Origin of the sequence: Cupriavidus sp. DF5525 (assembly GCF_040149425.2) — a bacterium.
Taxonomy (GTDB): Bacteria; Pseudomonadota; Gammaproteobacteria; order Burkholderiales; family Burkholderiaceae; genus Cupriavidus; species Cupriavidus pickettii_A.
Genome location: NZ_CP168265.1, coordinates 3,404,073 through 3,426,037 on the forward strand (window position 1 = coordinate 3,404,073; position 21,965 = coordinate 3,426,037).

A 21,965-nucleotide genomic window follows, 5' to 3' on the forward strand; every position below is an offset into this window, starting at 1 on the left:
CTTTGCCGGGGTGCCATGCATTTACTTGACCATTACGACATGACCCAGCACGACATTCGTGCGGAGCAAGCTATTGCCTCCGCGACCGACGCTTCGATCACTTCCGACGCCGCCCAGATTATCGAGAGCCCGCTCGACAAGCTCGACGCCATGCTCAACGGCAGCCCGGCAGCCGAAGCCCCGGCCGCTACCATCCAGACTGAGAGCGGTTTCGCCACGCTCGGCCTGGACGCCGCCATCCTGCGCGCGCTCTCCGAACTGAATTACAACACGCCGACCCCGGTGCAGGCCCAGGCCATCCCGGCCTTCCTGGCCGGCCGTGACCTGCTGGTCTCGAGCCAGACCGGCTCGGGCAAGACCGCCGCGTTCATGCTGCCCGCGATCCAGCGCATCAGCGAAATGCCGGCGCCGCAGCGCGCGACCGAGCCCGCCAAGCGCATGAAGGGCAAGCGCCCCCGCCCGTCGCCGGCCCAGCCCGCACTGCTGGTGCTGACCCCGACGCGCGAACTGGCGCTGCAGGTGACCGAGGCTGCCGCCAAGTACGGCCGCAACCTGCGCCGCATCGTCTGCGCCAGCATCCTGGGCGGCATGCCCTACCCCAAGCAGCTGGCCGCGCTGGCCAAGATGCCTGACATCCTCGTGGCCACGCCGGGCCGCCTGCTCGACCATATCGACGCCGGCCGCATCGACCTGTCGGCACTGCAGATGCTGGTGTTCGACGAGGCCGACCGCATGCTCGACATGGGCTTTGCCGACGACATCGACGCCATCGTCAACGCCACGCCGGCTTCGCGCCAGACGCTGATGTTCTCGGCCACGCTGGATGCGCGTATCGGCCAGCTCGCCTCGCGCCAGCTGCGTGACCCGCAGCGCATCGAGATCGCCGCGGCCCGCGCCGACCAGAGCCATATCGAGCAGCGCCTGCACTTTACCGACGACATGTCGCACAAGGAGCGCCTGCTGGACCACCTGCTGCGCGACTCAACGCTCAAGCAAGCCATCGTCTTCACCGCGACCAAGCGCGATGCCGATTCGCTGGCCGAGCGCCTGTCCGACACCGGCTTCTCGGCCGGCGCACTGCACGGCGACATGACCCAGGGCGCGCGTAACCGCACCCTGACCGCACTGCGCCGCGGCAACCTGCGCGTGCTGGTGGCCACCGACGTGGCCGCGCGCGGCATCGACGTGCCCGATATCACCCACGTGGTGAACTTCGACCTGCCCAAGCAGGCCGAGGACTACGTGCACCGCATCGGCCGTACCGGCCGCGCAGGCCGCTCGGGCACCGCCATCAACCTGGTGAACCACAACGACATGTTCCAGTGGAAGCGCATCGAGCGCTTCACCAACCAGCGCATCGACGCTTCGGTGATCGAAGGCCTGGAGCCGCGCCGTTCGCCCAAGCCCCGCTCGAACTTCGGCGGCAAGCCGGGCGGCCGTGGTGACTTCCGTGGCAACGGCGGCGGCAATGGCGGCGGCTACCGTGGCGGCGAGCGCAGCTTCGGCGACCGTAAGTTCGGCGGCGGCAATGGCGGTGGCGCCGGCGGCTTCGGCGAGCGCAAGTTCAGCGGCGAGAGCCGTGGCTTCGGCAACCGCGCAGAAGGCGCGCGCCCGTTCGGTGACGACAACCGTGGCGGCTTCGGCAACCGTGAAGGTGCCGGCTACCGTGGCCAGGGCGGCCAGGGCGGCGGCTACCGCGGCGCCAGCGACGGCGCACGTGGCTTCGGCAACCGCGAAGGCGGCCGCAGCTTCGGCGACGACAACCGCGGTGGTTTCGGCAACCGCGAGGGTGCTGCGCGCACCTTTGCCGACGGCAATCGCACCGGTAGCGGCGGCTACCGCGGCAACGGCGAAGGCCGTACCTTCAGCGGCAATCGCGATGGCAACCGCGATGGCAACCGCAGCTTTGGCGGCGGCTACGGCGGCAACGGCAACAGCAACGGCAACCGCAACAGCCGCTCGCGCTACGAGCGCTGATCGGACGGTGCGCTGAGCGCACCTGCCAGGCAGAAGAAAGGGCACCCTCGGGTGCCCTTTTCCATGCGCGGCGCCGTCTGCTAAAGCGCGCAGGTGCGGAAGCCGACGAAGGCAAGATCATCCTCCGGCAGCAGCGCCCAGCGTGCGCGCACATGGCGCAGCCGCGCAGGACTGGCGAAGGAGATGCCGCGCACCGCCTGGTGCGTGCCGAAGTGGCTCACCAGCTCGCCGTCCGAAGGCGCGGCGGTAAAGCCCGCATACGGCTCGTACGGCGTTGCCGTCCACTCGCGCAGCGCGCCCCACTGCAGGCCGCGGTTCTGCGTGGCGGCGAGCTCCCATTCCGATTCCGCCGGCAGGCGCCGCCCGGCCCAGACGCACCACGCCTGCGCTTCGTACAGCGTGACGTGGCGCACCGCCTCGTCGGGGTTAAGCGTGCGCAGCGTGCCGAAGCGCTCCACCATCCACGCGCGCGTCGACGGATGGCGCGACCAGTAGCGCGGCGCCGAGCGTTCCTGCGTCATCAGCCACTGGCGCCCGGCGGGCGACCACCAGGCCGGGTGCTGGTAGCCACCGTCCTCGACGAATTCCAGGAACTGCGCGGTGCTGACCGGCGCCATGTCCATCTCGAAGGCCGGCACATAAGTCGGCTGGGGCGGAAGCTCGTCGGGCCAGGCAAAACCGTCGGGATCGTTCCAGCCGAGTGTGAAGCGCCCGCCCGGGAAATGCAGCGTGCCCCCATGCCCCGCGGGCTGGGCCATGCCGGCGCCCACGGCCTCGGCCGGCGCCATGCCCAGCGCCTGCAGCAGCGCCGCCACGCCCTCGCCCTGCGCATCCTCATGGAACAGCGCGCGGCGAAACGGGTACAGCGTCAGGTCGTCGTCATCCGGCAGCAGTGCGATCCGGCGCAGCACGCCGTCGAGCACCTCGGCGGCATACTGCTTGACCACGGCCACGTCGGGCAGCGTGATTTCCCAGCGCTCGTCCGGGCCGATGCGGTCGGGGTCGAACCATTCGTCGGCGCCGTCGAGCAGCGCGGGCTCGCTCGCCACCGGCACCGGTACGCCGCCGCGGTCCACCTGGCGCACGCCGCGCAGGCACCACCACTCGGCATGCCAGGCGACATGCCCCAACGTCCACAGCGGCGGATCGGCATCGTACTGGCGTGGCACGTCCCAGGCGCGCCGCGTCTGGCCGAACGGCGCGAGCCAGGCCAGCGTGCGGCTGCGGGTCTCGACCAGCGCCTGCGCCAGGCCTTCGCGCGGCAGCCGGCGCGGGTCGGACCAGGTCGCCTTGCCGCCAGTGAAATAGAGATCGGGAAGCATGGGGAAGCCGCTCATCGGGAAGGTCCGCGCTGGGGAACAGGTATTGGCTGTGGCCGCAGCGGCCACGGAGCGTGCGCAGCACGCGACACGCCCGTCGCGGCCATTATGACACTACCTGCCTGACCTGCCCGGCGCCCCCCCGCGGCCCTGCCCGGAGGCGCGCCCTCAGCCGCGCGCGTGGAACACGGCGAACCAGCCTTGCGGATCAGTCCAGTACACCGGGTCGTCAAACCCGGCGGCGTCGAGCAGCAACGCGAAATCCTCAGGGCGGTATTTGTAGGAGTCCTCGGTATGGATGCGCTCGCCCGCTGCAAACTCGCGCGCGCCGCCGTCCCACTGCACGCGCACGTCGCGGCAGGCCTGCAGGTGCATCTGGATGCGCGAGGCCTCGTGGTCGAAGCTCGCCAGGTGGCGCCAGTCGGACAACTCGAAGTTTGTGCCGACGATCCGGTTCAGGTTGCGCAGCACGTTACGGTTGAAGGCGGCGGTGACGCCCAGCGCATCGTCGTAGGCGGACACCAGCGTGGCCTCGTCCTTGTGCAGATCCACCCCGATCAGCACGCCGTCGCCGCGCCCGGCCGCGCCACGCAGGCGCTGCAGCAAGGCCAGGGCATCGACCGGGGCGAAATTGCCAATGCTCGATCCAGGATAGAAGAACAGGCGCCTGCCCCGCCTGACGTTCGACGGCAGGTCGAACTGCGAACACAGGTCGGCGCCGAGGCCCAGCATCGGGATACCCGGGTGCTGCTGCTGCAGCGACGACAGCGTCGCGCGCAGGAACTCGACCGAGATATCCAACGCCACGTACTGCGCCGGGCGCAGGCTGCCGAAGAGCCGCGCCGCCTTCTCGCAATTGCCGGCGCCCAGGTCCACCAGCACGCAGCCGCTTCCGGCGCGCGCGGCGATGGCCGGCGCCGCGCTGGCAAAGATCGCGGCCTCGGTGCGGGTCGGATAGTACTCTGGCAGGTCGGTGATGGCCTCGAACAGGCGTGAGCCCAGCACGTCGTAGAAGAACTTGGGACTGATCGCGGCATGCTCCGCGCGCAGCCCGGTCAGCACCTGCTCGCGCAGCGCCCCGTTGTCCTCGCGGTACTGCTGCACGAATTCCGGCTGCGGCGGCGGGCGATGCGCGTGCCCGTTGGCGAACGCGACCAGCGCGGGCTGCCCGTTGGGCGGCGGGGCGCTAGCGTGCCCATTATGGTTGTGACGAGGGGAGTTCTGCGGGGTCTTGTGCGGGAGGGGGGAGGCGTTCGGCGAGTTCGGGACAGCCGGCATGACGTTTCCTTGTGTGGTCGCGAATGTTGCTGCTCACTGCGTGTTCCCCAAGGCCGCGCTGTGCATGTCGTGCGCGCCGGTCTCCGCAACGCCTCCCTGTGCTGTCCAGGACGCATCGGGCGGAGCCGATATTCAAGGATAGGCCCATCCGGCGGATTGTGCAGCGCCCAATGCCCGCATGCGCCGTATGCAACACATAAAAAACCTTGAGTCAGTATCTCCCCCAATGGGCCATGTTGCGGGTAGTTCGTTTATAATCCGGCCCAACGCGGCCCCTTAGTGGGTCGCGTCCCTCAAAGGGGAGTAGCTCCGGGGCCCATGCCCTTAGCACAATCGTCATTCCGGGACCGGCGTCCCCGGTTGTGCTGACTACCGGTGCGCATACCGCGCCGTTGGTCGAGCAAGACCTTTGCAACCTGGCATTTCATGGTTTGCAAAGGCGGCCCCACCCTCCCGTGCTCCGTGAATCCAGGCGAACCCAATACGGCGCGCTTGCGCTTGATTCGTACCCTGAGGAGAGTTCATGGAGTGGTTTACCGATCTGTTCACGATGCAGTTCCTGACGGCGCTGCTGTCCATCGTCGTCATTGACCTGGTGCTGGCCGGCGACAATGCCATCGTGATCGCCCTCGCGGCGCGCAACCTGCCCCCCCACCTGCAAAAGAAGGCCATTATCTGGGGTACCGTCGGTGCCGTGGTGGTACGCTCGGCCATGACGATCGGCGTGGTCTGGCTGCTCAAGATTCCCGGGCTGCTGCTGGTCGGCGGCCTGGCGCTGGTATGGATCGCCTACAAGCTGCTCTCCGACGAAGGCGCCGGCGAGGGGCACGGCTCGGGCGCCGCGACCCTGTGGGGCGCGATGAAGACCATCATCATCGCCGACGCGGTGATGGGCGTGGACAACGTGCTGGCCGTGGCCGGCGCCGCGCATGGCAGCTTCCTGCTGGTGGTGCTGGGCCTGCTGATCAGCATCCCCATCGTGGTGTGGGGCTCGAGCCTGGTGCTCAAGCTGATGGGCCGCTTCCCGGTCATCATCTATGTCGGCGCGGGCGTGCTGGCGTTCACGGCGGTCAAGATGATCGTGCACGAGCCGCTGGTCAAGGCCTTCTTCGAGGCCAACCCGGTGGCCAACTGGGGCCTGTACGTGCTGATCATCGGCGGCGTGCTCGGTGGCGGCTACCTGGTGCAGAAGCGCCGCGTGCAACAGGAACCGGCCGGCAGCCACTAAGGCTGGTGCCATGCGCAGCCGGGGCAAGCGCCCTGGTTGCTTCAGGAAAGGGCCACCCGAAGGGGTGGCCCTTTTGCTTTAAAATGCCTGCTTTGCGGTCCCACGCCCGCGTCACTTCCCACCCGCCCCGCGCCGATGAAACAGTATCTCGACTTCATGCGCCATGTGTACGAGCATGGCACCGACAAGGCCGACCGCACCGGCACCGGCACACGCTCGGTGTTCGGCTACCAGATGCGCTTCGACCTGCGCGAAGGCTTCCCGGTGGTGACCACCAAGAAGCTGCACCTGAAGTCCATCATCCTGGAACTGCTGTGGTTCCTGCAGGGCTCGACCAATGTGCACTGGCTGCAGGAAAACGGTGTCAGCATCTGGGACGAATGGGCCGACGAGAACGGCGAACTGGGCCCGGTGTACGGCTCGCAGTGGCGCTCGTGGCCGGCGCCGGACGGCCGCCATATCGACCAGATCACCGAGCTGATGGCGCAGATCCGCGCCAACCCGGATTCGCGCCGGCTGATCGTGTCGGCCTGGAACGTTGCCGACATCCCGCGCATGAAGCTGCCGCCCTGCCACGCGTTCTTCCAGTTCTACGTGGCCGACGGCAAGTTGTCGTGCCAGCTCTACCAGCGCAGCGCCGATATCTTCCTGGGCGTGCCGTTCAATATCGCCAGCTATGCGCTGCTCACGCACATGATCGCGCAGCAGGCCGGGCTGGAAGTGGGCGACTTTATCTGGACCGGCGGCGACTGCCATATCTACAACAACCATTTCGAGCAGGTGCAGACGCAGCTGGCGCGCGCGCCGCTGCCGCTGCCGCAACTGAAGATCCTGCGCAAGCCAGACAGCATCTTCGACTACCGCTACGAAGACTTCGAGCTGGTGGGCTATCAGTCGCACGCCGCCATCAAGGCACCGGTGGCCGTATGACGCTGCTGACTTTGGTTGTCGCGCGCGCGCGCAACGGCACCATCGGCCGCGACAACACGCTGCCGTGGCGCCTGCCGGAAGACCTGGCGCATTTCAAGCGCACCACCATGGGCGCGCCCGTGATCATGGGCCGCAAGACCTGGGACTCGATCGGCCGCCCGCTGCCGGGCCGGCGCAATATCGTGGTCAGCCGCAATCCTGACCTGCGCATCGAGGGCGCCGAGGTGGCGCCATCGCTGGAAGACGCGCAGCGGCTGTGCGTCGGCGTCGACCAGATCTTCCTGATCGGCGGCGCGCAGCTCTATGTCGAGGCGATGCCGAGCGCCGACCGGCTGGTAGTGACCGAGATCGACGCGGACGTGGAAGGCGACGCCTTCTTCCCGCCGATCGACCGCACGCAGTGGCTGGAAGTCGCGCGCGAGACGCATCATTCCGAGGCCAACGGCTTCGACTATGCGTTCGTCACCTACGAGCGCCCGCCTTCCGAAGAGTCGTGAGCGCATGCCGGCGGCATTGACAAATCCCGCTCCATCGCCCACAGTCTGGTCCATGGACCGCCGTCACTTCCCCATCGCGCGAATTATTCGCACCATTCTCCGAATGGTGGGTTAGCGCGCGTCCAGAACCAGTTTTCCGCAAACACCCGCCCTGCAGGCGGGTGTTTTGTTTCCGGCTCCAGGGCAATCGACAACGAACCCGGAGCCCCTCCATGCAGGCAACTGCCGAAGCCACCACGGACCACGCCACAGCCGCTGCATCCGACCATCACGTCTACCTGAAGCGCATCCTGACGGCGCGCGTCTACGACGTGGCGCGCGAGACCGAACTGGACTTTGCCAGGCACCTGTCCGAGCGGCTGCACAACCAGATCTACCTCAAGCGCGAAGACACCCAGCCGGTGTTCTCGTTCAAGCTGCGCGGCGCCTACAACAAGATGGCGCACCTCAGCCCCGATGCGCTGCGGCGCGGCGTCATCACCGCTTCGGCGGGCAACCATGCGCAAGGCGTGGCGCTGTCCGCGGCGCGCCTGGGCGTACGCGCGCTGATTGTGGTGCCGACCACGGCGCCGCAGGTCAAGGTCGACGCGGCACGCGCGCACGGCGGACCGACCGTCGAGGTGGTGCAGGCCGGCGACTCCTATACCGATGCCTACCGCCATGCGATGCAACTGCAGGCGGAACAGGGGCTAACCTTTATCCCCGCGTTCGACGACCCCGACGTGATCGCCGGCCAGGGCACGGTGGCCGCCGAAATCCTCAACGCGCACCGCGGCCCGATCCACGCGATCTTCGTGCCGATCGGCGGCGGCAGCCTGGCCGCAGGGGTGGCGACCTACGTCAAAGCGGTGCGGCCCGAAATCAAGGTCATCGGCGTGCAGACGGAAGACTCCTGCGCCATGGCGCAATCGATCCGCGCCGGCCGACGCGTGGAACTGGACGAAGTGGGACTGTTCTCGGACGGCACCGCGGTCAAGCTGGTCGGCGAAGAGACCTTCCGGCTGTGCCGCCGCTACCTTGACGACATCGTCATCGTCGACACCGATGCGCTTTGCGCGGCAATCAAGGACGTGTTCGAAGACACCCGCAGCGTGCTGGAACCCGCCGGTGCGCTGGCCGTGGCGGCAGCCAAGCAGTATGCGATGCGCGCGGGCCTGCGCAACCAGACACTGGTGGCGGTCACCTCAGGCGCCAATATCAACTTCGAGCGCATGCGCTTTGTCGCCGACCGGGCCGAGTTGGGCAACGCGCGCGAAGCGATGTTCGGCGTGACGCTGCCGGAGGCCTGCGGCGCATTCCGGCGCCTGTGCAGCCGGGTCGGCGACCGGCAGGTCAGCGAGTTCACCTACCGGATTGCCGATGCGCAGACGGCCCACGTCTTTGTCGGCATGCAGCTAAGGGCGTCGGGAGAGTCTGAACAGCTAGTGAAGGCACTGCAGCAGGATGGCTTCCCGACCATCGACCTGACGGCCGATGAGGTAGCGAAAGAGCATGTGCGGCATATGATCGGCGGCCGCTCGCCGCTGGCACGTGGCGAACGCCTGTTCCGCTTTGAATTTCCGGAACGGCCCGGAGCACTGATGCGGTTCCTGTCGGCGCTGGCGCCGGACTGGAATATCAGCCTGTTCCACTACCGGAACCAGGGCGGCGACACCGGCTCGGTGCTGGCCGGCATCCAGGTGGCCGAGGCGCAAGGCGCGGCGTTCGAAGAACGCCTCGCCACGCTTGGCTACCCGTACCAGGACGTCAGTGCCAATCCGGCGTATCGCCTGTTTCTTGCCTGAAAAGGCGAACCATGTGGATGGCCCGTCGGCTCAGGCACCGGCGATGGTCATCTGCTCGAGCAGGATCGAGCCGGTTTCCTTGGTGCCACGCACCAGCGAATCCGCGCCGATCGCAACGATTTGCTTGAGCATCTCGGCCATATTGCCGGCGATGGTGATTTCCTCGACCGGATACTGGATCACACCGTTCTCGACCCAGTAGCCCGAGGCGCCGCGCGAGTAGTCACCGGTCACGTAGTTGACGCCCTGCCCCATCAACTCGGTCACCAGCAGGCCGGTGCCGAGCTTGCGCAGCATCGCCGGGAAGTCGTCGCCCGGCTCGGTCAGCTTGCTCGACAGCGTCAGGTTGTGCGAGCCACCGGCGTTGCCGGTGGTCTGCATGCCAAGCTTGCGCGCGGAGTAGGTCGACAGGAAATAGCCCTGCACCACGCCATCCAGGACCACGTCGCGCTCGCGGGTGCGCACGCCTTCCTCGTCGAATGGGGCGCTGCCCATGGCGCCAGGGGTATGCGGCTGCTCGTGGATCTGCACGTGCGGGGCGAATACGGTCTTGCCCAGCGAATCGCACAGGAAGGTGGACTTGCGGTACAGCGCACCGCCCGACACCGCCTGCACGAAGGCGCCCAGCAGGCCCGCGGCCAGCGGCGCCTCGAACAGCACCGGGCAGCGGCGCGTGGACAGCTTGCGCGCCTGCAGCCGCGCCAGCGCGCGTTCGGCGGCGTACTTGCCGATGTCTTCCGGCGCCGCCAGCACCGTTGGCGAGCGCTTGGACGAGTACCAGTCGTCGCGCTGCATGCCGCTGCCGCTGCCGGCGATCGGCGCGCACGAGATAAAGTGGCGCGAATACGGATAGCCGCCGACGAAGCCGCGCGAGGTGGCCAGCACGAACTGCGAATGCTGGGCCGACACGCTGGCGCCGTCGCTGTTGCGGATGTGCGGCGACACCGCGAAGGCCGCGGCCTCGGCGCGGGTGGCGATGTCGATCGCGGCTTCGGCGTCGATGTTCCACGGGTGGAACAGGTCCAGGTCCTGCGGCGAGCGCTCCAGTAGTTCTTCTTCCGCAAGGCCGGCGCACTCGTCCTCGGCGGTGAAGCGAGCGATGTTGTAGGCCGCCTCGGCCGTGGCGCGCAATGCCGCTGGCGAGAAGTCTGAGGTGCTGGCGTTGCCGCGACGCTTGCCGATCATCACCGTGACACCGACCACCTTGTCGCGGTTCTGCTCGATGGTTTCCACCTGCCCCTTGCGCACCGACACCGACAGGCCGCTGCCTTCGGAGATCTCGGTGGCGGCATCGGTCGCCCCCAGTTCGCGTGCCACACGCAGCACATCGGCGGCCATCTCGCTGAGCTGGGCCTGGGTGTAGGTGAAGTGCGCGGTCTGTTCTGCAATATGGTCCATGGGGTCCATGCTGGGCGGGTGTCATCAAAAGTCCAAGCGGCAATCATAGCAAGATAAAATGCCGGGCATGACGCGAAATTCCCGTAATCCGAACGGCTCGCGCTTTCCTGGAGGCTTTGCGCCGGAACCGGAAGACGACGAACCGAAAAGCAAGTCGCAGCGCAAGCGCGACATGACCGCCCTGCAGGACCTTGGCACCGAGCTGGAAGGCCTGGCCAAGGACCGCCTGGCGCGCGTGCCCATGCCCGAAGCGCTGGCCGACGCCATCCACCAGGCGCGCCGCATCACCAGCCACGAAGGCAAGCGCCGCCAGATGCAGTATGTGGGCAAGGTCATGCGCGGCCTGGACGACGACGAGGTCGAGGCCATCCGCCGCGCGCTGGAAGGCTTCAAGGGCACCAGCAAGGCCGAGACCGCACGCATGCACCTGATCGAGCGCTGGCGCGAGCTGCTGCTGGCCGACGACGCGGCGCTGACGCGCTTCCTCGGCGAGCATCCCGGCATCGACGTGCAGGCGCTGCGCAACACCATCCGCAACGCGCGCAAGGAAAAAGAGCAAGGCAAGCCGCCGCGCTATTTCCGCGAACTGTTCCAGGCGATCAAGGCGGCGCTCGACGAAAAGGATGGCAAGGCCGCCGCGCAGGACCAACCCCCGACCCCGGAGCCCGAGGCATGACCCAGACCACGCAGCCGATCGCCCGCAACCATCCCGACGAACTCGTCGTCGGCTTTGTCTCGATCTCGGACCGCGCCTCGGCCGGCACCTACCAGGATGAGGGCATCCCGGCGCTGCGCGAGTGGTTCGGACGCACGCTGACCTCGCCGTGGCAGGCGGTGGAGCGGCTGATCCCCGACGAGCAGGCGCAGATCTCGCGTACGCTGATCGACCTGGTGGACGTGGCCGGCTGCGACCTGGTGCTGACGACCGGCGGCACCGGCCCCGCGCGGCGGGACGTCACGCCCGAAGCCACGCTGGCCGTGGCGACCAAGGAAATGCCCGGTTTCGGCGAGCAGATGCGCCAGGTCAGCCTGCATTTCGTGCCGACCGCGATCCTGTCGCGCCAGGTGGCGGTGATCCGCGAAACCGCCAGCCGCGCCGCGCTGATCATCAACCTGCCCGGCCAGCCGCGCGCCATCCGCGAAACGCTGGAAGGCCTTCGCGATGCCGACGGCAAGGCGGTGGTGCAAGGGATCTTTGCTGCGGTGCCGTATTGCATCGACCTGATCGGCGGCCCGTACATGGAAACTGACGAGGCGATCGTCAAGGCCTGGCGTCCGAAGAACGCCGTGCGCGCCAAACCCGGCGCATAACATAATCCACCCAGCCTCCACCCGGCCCGCCGGCATACGCCGCGCGGGCACCCTCCCTGCGCCTCAGCGCAACCCCAGGTACAACCCCACCGGCACGAACACCACCGCGGCGATATTGCCCAGCAGCACGATCGACGCCACCTGGTCCGGCTCTTGCCGGAAGTGGTCCGCCACCAGGAAGTTCAGCACCGCCGGCGGCAACGAGGCAAAGACGAACAGTAGCCCGCGCTGCAGTTCCGTCAGCGGCACCCACTGCGCCAGCAGCAACGCCACCGCGATGCCGGTCAGCGGGCAAGCCACCGCGCCGACCAGCCCCATGCCCCAGTTGCGCAGGCTCACATCCTTCATGCGCACGCCCAGCGCGAACAGCATCAGCGGCACCGTGGCATCGCCCAGCAGCTTGACCGACTGGTAGACCGGGTCGGGCAGCGTGAACCACGGCCGCGCCAGCGACAATCCCACGCCAGCCACGGTGGCCAGCACCATGGGATTGCGCGCGATCTGCGCCATCGACGCATGCCGGTTAACGGTCTTCATGCCGATGGTGAAGTGCATCAGGTTGGACGCAGCGAACAGTGCCACCGCCGGCGCCAGGCCGGCCGGCCCAAAGGCAAAGACCGACAGCGGCAGGCCCATGTTGCCGCAGTTGTTGAACATCATCGGCGGCACGAAGGTGCGCGGATCGACCTTGAGCAGCCGCGCCAGCCCCCACGCCAGCACGCCGGAGCCCAGCACCACGGCCACCGCGCAGCCCAGCAGCACCAGCTGATCGGCCAGCAGGAAGTCCTTGCTGACGAAGGCCGACACCACCAGCAGCGGCGCGATCACATCCAGCGTGGCGCGGTTGATGCCGGCCATGTCCGGATGCGCCCTGCGCCCGTACAGCCACCCGACCAGGATGATCAGGATGACCGGGGTGATGATGGAGACGATGCGCTCGAGCATGGGCGGGCGGGACGGGGGCTCGCGCCGGGCACGGAGCGGCGCCCGGCAGCGGCAACAAGGCCCGGCAATGCGTGCGGCCCGTCGCTGGTGGTGAGTTGTTGTTGTGTGGTGGCGGGTGGCCCTGCTGGTCCGGGTTATGGGGCGGGCGTGCCGGGGGCGGGCGTGCCGACGGCCGACGCGTCCGGGACCGTCGCGTCAGCCGCGGGCGCTGCGCCGGGCGCCGTGTGGCGGATAAAGTGCGTGCGGTAGTAGCGCAGTTCCTCGACCGACTCCAGGATATCGGCCAGCGCCGTGTGCAGCTGGCGCTTGACGAAGCCCTTGTGGATGGCCGGCTCCCAACGCTTGCACAGCTCCTTGAGCGTGGACACGTCCAGGTTGCGGTAGTGGAAGAACGCCTCCAGCTTGGGCATATAGCGCGCCATGAAGCGGCGATCCTGGCAGATCGAGTTGCCGCACATCGGCGACTTGTTGGCCGGCACCCAGCGCTTGAGGAAGGCCAGCAGCTCGGCCTCGGCCTGCTCTTCGGTCAGCGTGGAAGCCTTGACCTTGTCGATCAGGCCGGAGCGGCCGTGGGTGCCCTTGTTCCAGTTGTCCATGCCGTCGAGCACGGCATCGCTCTGGTGGATCACCAGCACGGGGCCCTCGGCCAGGATATTGAGCTCGGAGTCGGTGACCACGATCGCCACCTCGATGATGCGGTCGGTGTCCGGCGACAGGCCGGTCATTTCCATGTCCAGCCAGATCAGGTTGTTTTCACTTTTTACGGATTTGGCGGCGGCGTGGGTTGTCATCGGGACTGCGGAAGATAGGGATTTCGGGGATGCGGCCGCGGCAGGGGCGGGCGCGAACAATTTATAATTCTCGCATATCCGTCCGGGATGCCCGCTGGCGCACAGTTTTGCCGGCCCTCCCGGGTATCCCGGACCGCCGACAATCCTGCCCCGGGTTTCGCGGTCCCAACGGACGCCCGCCGCGCACGATGCCGGGCGCCCGAACCCACAAGGCTCTTGCCGATGTTCACGATTGTCTTCCTCGCCGCCCTGGTGCTGATGGTGCTGACCAAGCTCTGGCTGGCCGCCCGCCAGGTCCGGCATGTGGCGCAGCACCGCAACGCGGTGCCGGCGCGCTTTGCCGACACCATCACGCTGGCCTCGCACCAGAAGGCCGCCGACTACACCATCGCCCGCACCCGGCTGTCGATGCTGGAAGTGCTGGCCGGCGCCGCGGTGCTGATCGGCTTCACCATGCTGGGCGGGCTGCAGTGGCTCAACCAGTTCTGGCTCGATACCTTCGGACCCGGCTATGCCTACGGCGTGGCGCTGGTGGCCAGCGTCGCGCTGATCGGCGGGCTGGTCGACCTGCCCTTCTCGCTGTATGGCCAGTTCGGCATCGAGGAGCGCTTCGGCTTCAACAAGATGACCTTCGGCCTGTGGCTGGCCGACATGACCAAGATGCTGCTGGTCGCGTGCGCGCTGGGCCTGCCGCTGCTGCTGGCGGTGCTGTGGCTGATGGAGCGCGCGGGTTCGCTGTGGTGGCTGTGGACCTGGCTGGTGTGGATGGCGTTCAACCTGTTCCTGCTGGTGATCTTCCCGACCTTCATCGCGCCCCTGTTCAACAAGTTCGAGCCCCTCACCGACGAATCGCTGCGCGAGCGCATCGAGGCCCTGATGAAACGCTGCGGCTTTGCCAGCAAGGGCCTGTTCGTGATGGACGGCAGCAAGCGCAGCGCACATGGCAACGCCTACTTCACCGGCTTTGGCGCGGCCAAGCGCATTGTCTTCTTCGATACGCTGCTGGCCCGCCTGTCGGGAGACGAGATCGAGGCGGTGCTGGCGCATGAGCTGGGCCACTTCAAGCGCCGCCACGTGGCCAAGCGCATCGCCGTCACTTTTGCGCTGAGCCTGGTGTTCCTCGCGCTGCTGGGCTGGCTGGCCACGCGCAGCTGGTTCTACACCGGGCTGGGCGTGGTGCCCAACCTGGGCGTGTCCAACAACGCGCTGGCGCTGGTGCTGTTCTTCCTGACGCTGCCGGTGTTCACCTTCCTGCTGGGGCCGCTGTCGAGCCAGTCATCGCGCCGCCATGAGTTCGAGGCCGACGCCTTTGCCGCGGACCAGACCAACGCCGGCCACCTGGTGTCGGCGCTGGTGAAGCTGTACAAGGACAACGCCTCGACGCTCACGCCCGATCCGCTCTACAGCGCCTTCTACTACTCGCATCCGCCCGCCGCGCAGCGGATCGACCGTCTGCTGGCGCACGCATGAGCCGCGCGACGCGTCACCGCAACGCCGGCGGCGGCACCAATGCCGGTACCAGCCATGAGTCCGCACTGATCATCGCCGCGCACGGCCGCCACTACGTGGTCGAGCTGGGCGACGGCACGCGCATGCATGCCTTCCCGCGCGGCAAGAAAAGCGACTGCGCGGTGGGCGACCATGTCAGCGTGGAACGCGCCGCCGCCGACCAGTGCGTGATCACGAAGGTTGCGCCGCGCAAGAACCTGCTGCACCGCTCCGACCAGTTCAAGTCCAAGCTGCTGGCCGCCAATATCGACCAGGTCGTCATCGTGCTGGCGACCGAGCCGGGGTTCTCGGAAGACCTGCTCGGGCGCGCGCTGGTGTCGGCCGAGGCAATGGAAATCCGGCCGCTGATCGTGCTCAACAAGACCGACCTGCCCGACCGGCTCGACGAGGCGCGTGGCCGCTTGGCGCTGTACCGCGAGCTGGGTTACGACACGCTGGAGCTGTCGGTGCGCGCCGACCCGGCGCAGGCGCTGGCCACGCTCAAGCCGCGCCTGGCGGGGCTCGCCAGCATCCTGATCGGCCAGTCGGGCATGGGCAAGTCTTCGCTGCTGAACCTGCTGATTCCGGGCGTCGATGCCCAGACCCGCGAGATCTCGGCCAAGCTCGATTCCGGCAAGCACACCACGACTTTCACCCGGCTCTACCACCTGCCTGCGGACTGGGGCACGGCCGACGGCCGCCTGGGTGCGCTGATCGATTCACCGGGCTTCCAGGAATTCGGCCTGTACCACCTCAGCGAGGGCATGCTGGAGCGCGCGTTCCCGGAATTCCGGCCGCGCCTGACCGAGTGCCGCTTCTACAACTGCCACCATGTGAACGAGCCGGGGTGCGGGGTGCTGGCCGCGGTGGAATCCGGCGCGATTTCCGAGCGCCGCCACCAGCTCTACACGCAGCTGCTGCACGAATCCAGCCAGCAGAAGCCGTGGTAAGGTAAGCGCACCTGCATTCCGGTGCGCTGCCATGAAACTGCTACTGTCCGCCACCTCCCTGGTCCATGCGGCCCATTGCCAGAACGTCCTGCAGGCGGCCGGCATCCGGGCCGAGCTGCGCAATACCTGGCTGGCCGGCGCGACCGGCGAGATCCCCTTCCGGGAAAGCGCGCCGCAGGTATGGCTGGTCGATGACGAGATGGAAGCGCAGGCGTGGGCGGCGCTCAATGCCGCCGCCAACCCGGTACCGGGGCCCAGCTGGCAATGCCGCCATTGCCACGAGTGGCACGAGGCCCAGTTCGGCGCCTGCTGGCGCTGCGGCGCGGCGCGCGACTAGCGCGCGGGCTGCCCCGTTAAAACCCTGGATCAGCCCACCCAGAGCGCCAGCGACAGCATGGCGAGCAGCAGCATCCACAGCACCACCGCGCGCCACACCAGGCCGACGGCCGACTGCAGCGTGCGCACGCCGGGCTCGGTGCCGAATTCGGGCGCGGCCGGCTCGGGGCCGCCGTTGTCCTCTTCCATGCCGGGTGCGTAGTCCACCGCCGGGCCCGCCACGCTGGCGCGCAGCACCACGGTGGAATCGTCCTCGGCCAGTGGCGTGCCCAGCCTGACGCCGAGCGCCCCGCCGCCGCTGGCAAGCAGGATGCCGTTGACCGCATCGTTCCACTTGCGCGCGTGGTTGCGCCAGGCATAGACCGCATCCTCGAAATTGCCCACGATGGCAAAGCCGATCGCAGTCAGCCTTGAGGGAATCCAATCGAGCACATAGAAGGCGCGCGCCGCGAAGCGGCCCAGCGCGGGACTGCGTTCGGCCGAAGGCTGGTTCCACTGGCGGCCGAGGTATTCGGCGGTCCGGTACAGCACCACGCCGCCGGGCCCGATCGGCACCAGGAACCAGAAGAACACGCCGAACACATGCCGGTGCACGGCCACGATCGCCGCTTCCAGCGTTTGCCGCACGATCTCGGTGACCGGCATCTCGACGGTGTCGAGCCCGGTCCATTCGTGCAGCAGCATGCGCGCGGTATGGACGTCGTCGCGGTTCAGCGCTTCATGGATGTCGGTGAAGTAGTGGCTGAACTGGCGAAAGCCCAGCGTCATGTACAGCACCAGCACGTTCCAGGCGAGCGTCAGCGCCACGCTGATCGAGGCCAGCAGGTAGTGAACCACGACCACCGCCAGCGTCAGCGGCAGCACCACGGTGAGCCACGCCAGCGCGGCGTCGCGCGGGCGGCCAGTGTCGAAAGCGTGTTCGGCGCGCTCGCCGAGCGCGCGCACGATCTCGTGGATCGGGTTGTTGCGGCCCAGGGCGCGGAACTGCTCTGCGATCAGCGCCAGGAGAATAGAAACAAAGGTCATCTTGGTACTGGGTGTTCCAAGGGGGCGTCGGCACGGGGACGCCCCCTGTCGTGATCAGGGGAATGGGACCCGTGCTGGCCTGCGGGCGATGTGCCGGTGCAGGCGCAATGCATAGCGAGAAGATAGCACAGCGGTACCTGCCGGGTCCCGGAGCGCGACGCAAAATGCAAAAAGCCCGCCGGGCGGGCGGGCTCTTGCGGACTTCAGCGACTACGTTTGCCGGGCGCGGCTCAGGGCAGGTCGAACACCAGCACCTCGGCGTTATCGCCGCCGGAAAGCGCGACTTCACCGACCGACTCCAGCTTGGCCGCATCGCCGGCCTCGAGTGCCTTGCCGTTGACCGTCACCCGGCCACGCGCCACATGGACATAGGCACGGCGGCCCGGCGCGAGCGCCAGCGTGGTGGCCTCGCCGCCGTCGAACAGGCCGGCGTACAGGCGCACGTCCTGGTGCACCACTACCGAGCCGTCGGCGCCGTCGCGGCTGGCCACCAGGCGCAGCTTGCCACGCTTGTCGGCCACGTCGAAGTGCTTTTCCTCGTAGCCGGGCTCGATGCCGTTCTGGTCAGGCATGATCCAGATCTGCAGGAAGTGCGTCGTATCGTGCTGGGCATGGTTGTACTCGGAGTGGCGCACGCCCGTGCCTGCGCTCATGCGCTGCACATCGCCCGGGCGAATCACGCTGCCGTTGCCCATGCTGTCCTTGTGGGCCAGCTCGCCTTCCAGCACGTAGCTGATGATCTCCATGTCGCGATGGCCGTGCGTGCCGAAGCCCATGCCGGGCGCGACGCGGTCCTCGTTGATCACGCGCAGCGGCCCAAACTGCACATGCTGCGGATCGTAGTAGTCGGCGAACGAGAACGAATGAAAGGACTTCAGCCAGCCATGGTCGGCGTAACCGCGCTCTGCAGACTTTCTGATTTCAATCATTTTGATGGCCCTCCTTGGCCCGTTTCGCCGTCGGCACTCGCTGTGTAACCCGTGTCACGGCATGTGTTGCACTGTTGATGCTAGGCAGTTTAGGGCTTGAGGCGTATATTTACGGGGTCCACCTTAGAAGCAGTCATTCAGAATTTCTGAACATGGCCCTCTCGCTAGAATCCCTCGAAGTCCTCGACGCCATCGAACGCAAGGGCAGCTTCGCCGCTGCCGCCCACGAGATGGGCAAGGTGCCCTCAGCGCTGACCTACGTTGTGCGCAAGCTGGAAGAAGACCTGGACGTGTTGCTGTTTGACCGTCGCCGCCACCGCGCCGAGCTGACCCCGGCCGGCCGGGCGCTGCTCGACGAAGGCCGGCACCTGCTGCATGCGGCCGACGACCTGGCGCGCCGCGTCAAGCGGCTGGCCACGGGCTGGGAGGCGACGCTGACCATCGTGGTCGACGACCTGATCAACTTCCGCGCGCTGCTGCCGGTGATCCACGACTTCTACGCCGAGAACACCGCCACCCGGCTGCGCTTTGCCAAGGAAGTGCTGGGCGGCGCCTGGGACGCGCTGATCAGCAACCGCGCCGACCTGGTGATCGGCGGCGCCTACGATGCGCCCAGCACGCAGGGCTTCCAGATCCGGCCACTGGGAACGGTGCCGTTCGTGTTCGCGGTGGCGGCGCACCATCCGCTGGCCACAGAGGAAGGCCCCCTGACCACCATTCAGATCGCCAGGCACCGCATCGTCGCGGTCGGCGATACCTCGCGCAACCTGCCGGCGCGCACGCACGGCGTGTTGGCCGGCCAGGACGTGCTGGTGGTGCCGACCATGCGCGACAAGCTGGAAGCGCAGATCCGCGGCCTTGGCTGCGGCTGGCTGCCGGCACCAATGGCGCAGCCACATATCGAAAGCGGCGTGCTGCAGGCGCGCGAGACCGTGGAAGTGCGCGCGCCCGGCAACTTCAAGGTGGCCTGGCGCACCAGCAACCGCGGCAAGGCGCTGCAATGGTGGGCGAGCAAGCTGGAAGACCCGCGCCTGGCACAGGCGCTGCTGCAACACGCCGAATTCGCCGGCTGAGGGCAGGCGCATGGCGGTCATCACGGGCGGCTATCGCGGCCGCTTTGCCCCCTCGCCCACCGGGCCGCTGCATATGGGCTCGCTGGTCACAGCGCTGGCCAGCTGGCTCGATGCGCGCGCGCATGGCGGCCAGTGGCTGGTGCGCATCGAAGACATCGACATGCCGCGCTGCGTGCGCGGCGCCGACGACGACATCCTGCATACGCTGGAACGCCTTGGCATGACACCGGACGAGCCGCCGTTGTGGCAGAGCCGGCGCGAACCGCACTACGCCGACGCGCTGCGCCGGCTGGACGCCGCCGGGCAGCTCTACCCGTGCGGCTGCTCGCGCAAGGAGATCGCCGATTCGCTGGTACATGTGCGCGAGCGCCACCAGACGCTGGCCTACCCCGGCACCTGCCGCCACGGCCTGAACGGCAAGCTGCCGCGCGCCTGGCGCGTGCGCGTGCCGGACGGCGCGACGGCCAATATCTGCTTTGACGACCGCTGGCAGGGCCGCCAGTGCCAGGACCTGGAAACCGAGCTGGGCGATTTCGTGCTGCGCCGCGCGGACGGGCTATGGGCGTATCAACTGGCAGTGGTGGTGGACGACGGCCTGCAGGGCATCACGCATATCGTGCGGGGCGCCGACCTGCTCGACTCCACGCCGCGGCAGCTCCACCTGCAGCACCTGCTGGGCCTGCCCACGCCGGCCTACCTGCACGTGCCGGTGGTGGTCAACGAGATCGGCGAGAAGCTCAGCAAGCAAAGCGGCGCACTGGCGATCGACACCGGCGCGCCGCTGGATACGCTGCGCGAGGCAGGCAGCCACCTGGGGCTGGTCAACAACGCGGGGAATGTGAAGGACTGGCTGGCAAGCGCCACCGACGGGTGGCGCCAGCGGCTGGAGACGTTGCCCCAGCCTCAGCCGCCGCACGGCTAGCGTGCGGCTTTGATGCGATGGCCCGAGCAGGCGGGCCGCCGCGGACTACAACTGGATCAGGACTTGCGCGGCACGCCGCCCAGCAGCGCGGCCACCGGCCGCTTGGGCGCCTGTCGGCCGCGGCTCAGCGCGGCGGCCATTTCTTCAGACGGCTGGGCCTGGGTGCTGTTGGCGCTGGGCTCGTACGGGCGCGAGAAGAAAGGATCGTCCGAGGCGCGGAACATCTGGCGGCTGCCGCTGTGATCGTGGCGGCGCGGGCGCTCTTCGCTCTCGCCGTTGCCGCGCGCGCGGCGCACGTCGCCACGCTCGCGGCGGCGCTCGGTGTCGCCTTGGCGCGCACGCTCGCCGGTCGGGTCGAAGCCTTCCAGCTTGCCGCGCGGGATGCTGCGCTTGATCAGCTTCTCGATATCGGACAGCAGGCGCTCGTCATTGCCGGGCACGTAGATCGACAGCGCGTCGCCGCTGGCGCCGGCACGGCCGGTACGGCCGATACGGTGCACATAGTCTTCGGCGCTGTATGGCACGTCGAAGTTGACCACGCACGGCATGTCGGGAATATCGAGCCCGCGCGCGGCCACGTCGGTGGCGACCAGCGCGTCGATGGTGCCGCTCTTGAAGCCGTCCAGCGTCTGCATGCGCTCGGTCTGGGTCTTGTCGCCGTGGATGGCGGCGGCGTTGATGCCCTCGCGCTCCAGGTGCCGCGCCAGGCGCGAGCAGCCGATCTTACTGTTGACGAAGACGATGCACTGGCGCGACAGCCCCTGCTCGGCACGCTGCTTGAGCAGGTGCACGACTGCCGCCTGCTTGTGGCCGTCTTCGACCTGGTACACCATCTGGCGCACGTTCTCGTTAGTCGAATTGCTGCGCGCGACTTCGATGGTGACCGGCTGCTTCAGGTAGCTGGCAGCCAGCCGCTTGATTTCCGCCGAGAACGTCGCCGAGAACAGCAGCGTCTGGCGCTGCGCCGGCAGCAGGTTGATGATGCGTTGCAGGTCCGGCAGGAAGCCCATGTCGAGCATGCGGTCGGCTTCGTCCAGCACCAGCATCTGCACCTGCGACAGGTTGACCGACTTCTGCTGCACGTGGTCGAGCAGGCGGCCCGGCGTGGCCACCAGGATCTCCACGCCGCGGCGCAGCGCATCCGTCTGGGGGTTCATGTCGACGCCGCCGAACACCACCGTGCTGCGCAGGTCGGTGTGCTTGGCGTAGCGGGCGACGTTGTCGTAGACCTGGTCGGCCAGTTCGCGCGTGGGCGTCAGCATCAGCGCGCGCACCGGGTGTCGCGCCGGCGAGGCGCTGGCATTGGCCAGCGGCAGCAGGCGCTGGATGATCGGCAGCGCAAAGCCGGCGGTCTTGCCGGTGCCGGTCTGGGCGGCGCCCATCACGTCCTTGCCGAGCAGCACGACGGGAATCGCCTGCGCCTGGATCGGCGTGGGCGTGGTGTAGCCCTGGTCGGACAAGGCGCGCAGTATGCGCGCGTCGAGGCCGAAGCTCTCGAAGGTCTGCACAGCGGTAGTTGCTTCTGGTGCGGTCGTAGTTGTCATGGGTATCGGTGTCTGGCGGGAGGCGAACCCGGCACAAACGGATACGCGTCTGGAACTCATCTCGCCCTGGCTCTCGCCTGGCGCCGGTGGGTTCCGGCGCGGCCCTGCTGGCTACAGCATTTGGCCAAGAGAATCAAAGACTTAGATTTTAGCACCTCTGCCCGCGCAGTGACCAGTATGGCGGGAGCGTACGCGCGACGCGACAAAGCCCGGCGCCGGCTGGCAGGTTTTCAAGAAAC

The 21,965-nt window shown here is 67.8% G+C and carries 20 protein-coding genes; 12 read left to right on the forward strand and 8 right to left on the reverse strand.

The genetic code is table 11. From position 1 onward, the window contains the following. Window positions 1-39: 39 nt before the first annotated feature. The gene (locus ABNX08_RS15880) at window positions 40-1,977 is read left to right on the forward strand and encodes a DEAD/DEAH box helicase (protein ID WP_349608820.1); all 1,938 of its coding nucleotides are present in this window, start codon (window positions 40-42) and stop codon (window positions 1,975-1,977) included. Window positions 1,978-2,057: 80 nt separating this feature from the next. Here ABNX08_RS15880 and ABNX08_RS15885 read toward each other — a convergent pair whose 3' ends face one another. Continuing rightward, a complete protein-coding gene (locus ABNX08_RS15885) occupies window positions 2,058-3,314 on the reverse strand; it encodes an SUMF1/EgtB/PvdO family nonheme iron enzyme (protein WP_022536053.1) in 1,257 nt (418 codons plus the stop codon). A gap of 150 nt (window positions 3,315-3,464) precedes the next feature. After that, a complete protein-coding gene (egtD, locus tag ABNX08_RS15890) occupies window positions 3,465-4,574 on the reverse strand; it encodes an L-histidine N(alpha)-methyltransferase (protein WP_349608818.1) in 1,110 nt (369 codons plus the stop codon). Between the two features lie 523 nt (window positions 4,575-5,097). Here egtD and ABNX08_RS15895 point away from each other — a divergent pair. The 4 genes from ABNX08_RS15895 to ilvA all read left to right on the forward strand — a co-directional run bounded on the left by ABNX08_RS15895 (window position 5,098) and on the right by ilvA (window position 9,013). Continuing rightward, complete coding sequence (locus tag ABNX08_RS15895; RefSeq protein ID WP_022536055.1) at window positions 5,098-5,802, forward strand: TerC family protein; 705 nt, start codon at window positions 5,098-5,100, stop codon at window positions 5,800-5,802. 135 nt (window positions 5,803-5,937) lie between these two features. Then, window positions 5,938-6,732, forward strand: coding sequence for a thymidylate synthase (locus ABNX08_RS15900; RefSeq protein WP_041681113.1), 795 nt, complete (start codon window positions 5,938-5,940; stop codon window positions 6,730-6,732). Then, window positions 6,729-7,229 (forward strand): dihydrofolate reductase, encoded by a 501-nt coding sequence (locus ABNX08_RS15905; protein WP_022536057.1) that lies wholly within the window; start codon window positions 6,729-6,731, stop codon window positions 7,227-7,229. The genes ABNX08_RS15900 and ABNX08_RS15905 overlap by 4 nt, the downstream gene beginning before the upstream one ends. A gap of 212 nt (window positions 7,230-7,441) precedes the next feature. Beyond that, window positions 7,442-9,013 carry a threonine ammonia-lyase, biosynthetic gene (gene ilvA / locus ABNX08_RS15910; RefSeq protein WP_022536058.1) on the forward strand — a complete coding sequence of 524 codons (1,572 nt, stop codon included), beginning with the start codon at window positions 7,442-7,444 and terminating at the stop codon, window positions 9,011-9,013. Between the two features lie 30 nt (window positions 9,014-9,043). On the opposite strand, the gene pmbA is transcribed toward ilvA, so the two are convergent. After that, complete coding sequence (gene pmbA / locus ABNX08_RS15915) at window positions 9,044-10,411, reverse strand: metalloprotease PmbA (RefSeq protein WP_349608815.1); 1,368 nt, start codon at window positions 10,409-10,411, stop codon at window positions 9,044-9,046. A gap of 67 nt (window positions 10,412-10,478) precedes the next feature. On the opposite strand from pmbA, the gene yjgA reads away from it, so the two are divergent. Both yjgA and mog read left to right on the forward strand, forming a co-directional pair. Then, a complete protein-coding gene (gene yjgA, locus ABNX08_RS15920) occupies window positions 10,479-11,087 on the forward strand; it encodes a ribosome biogenesis factor YjgA (protein WP_349608813.1) in 609 nt (202 codons plus the stop codon). Further along, a complete protein-coding gene (mog, locus tag ABNX08_RS15925) occupies window positions 11,084-11,722 on the forward strand; it encodes a molybdopterin adenylyltransferase (RefSeq protein WP_022536061.1) in 639 nt (212 codons plus the stop codon). The genes yjgA and mog overlap by 4 nt, the downstream gene beginning before the upstream one ends. Before the next feature lie 63 nt (window positions 11,723-11,785). On the opposite strand, the gene ABNX08_RS15930 is transcribed toward mog, so the two are convergent. Together ABNX08_RS15930 and orn are read right to left on the reverse strand one after the other, a co-directional pair. Continuing rightward, window positions 11,786-12,667, reverse strand: coding sequence for an AEC family transporter (locus ABNX08_RS15930; protein WP_022536062.1), 882 nt, complete (start codon window positions 12,665-12,667; stop codon window positions 11,786-11,788). Between the two features lie 134 nt (window positions 12,668-12,801). Next, window positions 12,802-13,458, reverse strand: a complete 657-nt coding sequence (gene orn / locus ABNX08_RS15935; protein ID WP_041681114.1) for an oligoribonuclease — start codon at window positions 13,456-13,458, stop codon at window positions 12,802-12,804. A gap of 222 nt (window positions 13,459-13,680) precedes the next feature. Here orn and ABNX08_RS15940 point away from each other — a divergent pair, with 222 nt between their 5' ends. The 3 genes from ABNX08_RS15940 to ABNX08_RS15950 are packed head-to-tail and all read left to right on the forward strand — an operon-like array spanning window position 13,681 to window position 16,233. Next, complete coding sequence (locus tag ABNX08_RS15940; RefSeq protein WP_022536064.1) at window positions 13,681-14,928, forward strand: M48 family metallopeptidase; 1,248 nt, start codon at window positions 13,681-13,683, stop codon at window positions 14,926-14,928. Continuing rightward, entirely contained in the window at window positions 14,925-15,896 is a 972-nt protein-coding gene (rsgA, locus tag ABNX08_RS15945; RefSeq protein ID WP_022536065.1) for a ribosome small subunit-dependent GTPase A, read from the forward strand. Before ABNX08_RS15940 ends, rsgA begins: the two co-directional genes overlap by 4 nt. 31 nt (window positions 15,897-15,927) lie before the next feature. Beyond that, window positions 15,928-16,233 carry a putative signal transducing protein gene (locus ABNX08_RS15950; protein ID WP_022536066.1) on the forward strand — a complete coding sequence of 102 codons (306 nt, stop codon included), beginning with the start codon at window positions 15,928-15,930 and terminating at the stop codon, window positions 16,231-16,233. A gap of 29 nt (window positions 16,234-16,262) precedes the next feature. On the opposite strand, the gene ABNX08_RS15955 is transcribed toward ABNX08_RS15950, so the two are convergent. Continuing rightward, entirely contained in the window at window positions 16,263-17,258 is a 996-nt protein-coding gene (locus ABNX08_RS15955) for a CobD/CbiB family protein (protein ID WP_022536067.1), read from the reverse strand. A 230-nt stretch (window positions 17,259-17,488) separates the two neighbouring features. Next, window positions 17,489-18,187, reverse strand: coding sequence for a pirin family protein (locus ABNX08_RS15960; protein WP_022536068.1), 699 nt, complete (start codon window positions 18,185-18,187; stop codon window positions 17,489-17,491). A 152-nt stretch (window positions 18,188-18,339) separates the two neighbouring features. Between ABNX08_RS15960 and ABNX08_RS15965 the strand changes: the two genes are divergently transcribed. After that, window positions 18,340-19,260 carry a LysR substrate-binding domain-containing protein gene (locus tag ABNX08_RS15965; RefSeq protein ID WP_041681115.1) on the forward strand — a complete coding sequence of 307 codons (921 nt, stop codon included), beginning with the start codon at window positions 18,340-18,342 and terminating at the stop codon, window positions 19,258-19,260. A 10-nt stretch (window positions 19,261-19,270) separates the two neighbouring features. Next, window positions 19,271-20,182 (forward strand): tRNA glutamyl-Q(34) synthetase GluQRS, encoded by a 912-nt coding sequence (gene gluQRS, locus ABNX08_RS15970; protein ID WP_022536070.1) that lies wholly within the window; start codon window positions 19,271-19,273, stop codon window positions 20,180-20,182. 56 nt (window positions 20,183-20,238) lie between these two features. Here the strand turns inward: gluQRS and ABNX08_RS15975 are convergent, their stop codons facing one another. Continuing rightward, entirely contained in the window at window positions 20,239-21,726 is a 1,488-nt protein-coding gene (locus ABNX08_RS15975) for a DEAD/DEAH box helicase (RefSeq protein ID WP_349608808.1), read from the reverse strand. Between the last annotated feature and the right edge of the window lie 239 nt (window positions 21,727-21,965).

Bases quoted from the DNA above. Each gene is read 5' to 3' on its own strand.
- ABNX08_RS15900 (WP_041681113.1), top strand. From the start codon at position 5,938: ATGAAACAGTATCTCGACTTCATGCGCCATGTGTACGAGCATGGCACC.
- ABNX08_RS15880 (WP_349608820.1), top strand. From the start codon at position 40: ATGACCCAGCACGACATTCGTGCGGAGCAAGCTATTGCCTCCGCGACC.
- ABNX08_RS15885 (WP_022536053.1), bottom strand. From the start codon at position 3,314: ATGAGCGGCTTCCCCATGCTTCCCGATCTCTATTTCACTGGCGGCAAG.
- gluQRS (WP_022536070.1), top strand. From the start codon at position 19,271: ATGGCGGTCATCACGGGCGGCTATCGCGGCCGCTTTGCCCCCTCGCCC.
- yjgA (WP_349608813.1), top strand. From the start codon at position 10,479: ATGACGCGAAATTCCCGTAATCCGAACGGCTCGCGCTTTCCTGGAGGC.
- ABNX08_RS15940 (WP_022536064.1), top strand. From the start codon at position 13,681: ATGTTCACGATTGTCTTCCTCGCCGCCCTGGTGCTGATGGTGCTGACC.
- ABNX08_RS15965 (WP_041681115.1), top strand. From the start codon at position 18,340: ATGGCCCTCTCGCTAGAATCCCTCGAAGTCCTCGACGCCATCGAACGC.
- ABNX08_RS15950 (WP_022536066.1), top strand. From the start codon at position 15,928: ATGAAACTGCTACTGTCCGCCACCTCCCTGGTCCATGCGGCCCATTGC.
- orn (WP_041681114.1), bottom strand. From the start codon at position 13,458: ATGACAACCCACGCCGCCGCCAAATCCGTAAAAAGTGAAAACAACCTG.
- ABNX08_RS15955 (WP_022536067.1), bottom strand. From the start codon at position 17,258: ATGACCTTTGTTTCTATTCTCCTGGCGCTGATCGCAGAGCAGTTCCGC.
- ABNX08_RS15960 (WP_022536068.1), bottom strand. From the start codon at position 18,187: ATGATTGAAATCAGAAAGTCTGCAGAGCGCGGTTACGCCGACCATGGC.
- rsgA (WP_022536065.1), top strand. From the start codon at position 14,925: ATGAGCCGCGCGACGCGTCACCGCAACGCCGGCGGCGGCACCAATGCC.
- ABNX08_RS15930 (WP_022536062.1), bottom strand. From the start codon at position 12,667: ATGCTCGAGCGCATCGTCTCCATCATCACCCCGGTCATCCTGATCATC.
- ABNX08_RS15895 (WP_022536055.1), top strand. From the start codon at position 5,098: ATGGAGTGGTTTACCGATCTGTTCACGATGCAGTTCCTGACGGCGCTG.
- mog (WP_022536061.1), top strand. From the start codon at position 11,084: ATGACCCAGACCACGCAGCCGATCGCCCGCAACCATCCCGACGAACTC.
- egtD (WP_349608818.1), bottom strand. From the start codon at position 4,574: ATGCCGGCTGTCCCGAACTCGCCGAACGCCTCCCCCCTCCCGCACAAG.
- ilvA (WP_022536058.1), top strand. From the start codon at position 7,442: ATGCAGGCAACTGCCGAAGCCACCACGGACCACGCCACAGCCGCTGCA.
- pmbA (WP_349608815.1), bottom strand. From the start codon at position 10,411: ATGGACCATATTGCAGAACAGACCGCGCACTTCACCTACACCCAGGCC.
- ABNX08_RS15975 (WP_349608808.1), bottom strand. From the start codon at position 21,726: ATGACAACTACGACCGCACCAGAAGCAACTACCGCTGTGCAGACCTTC.
- ABNX08_RS15905 (WP_022536057.1), top strand. From the start codon at position 6,729: ATGACGCTGCTGACTTTGGTTGTCGCGCGCGCGCGCAACGGCACCATC.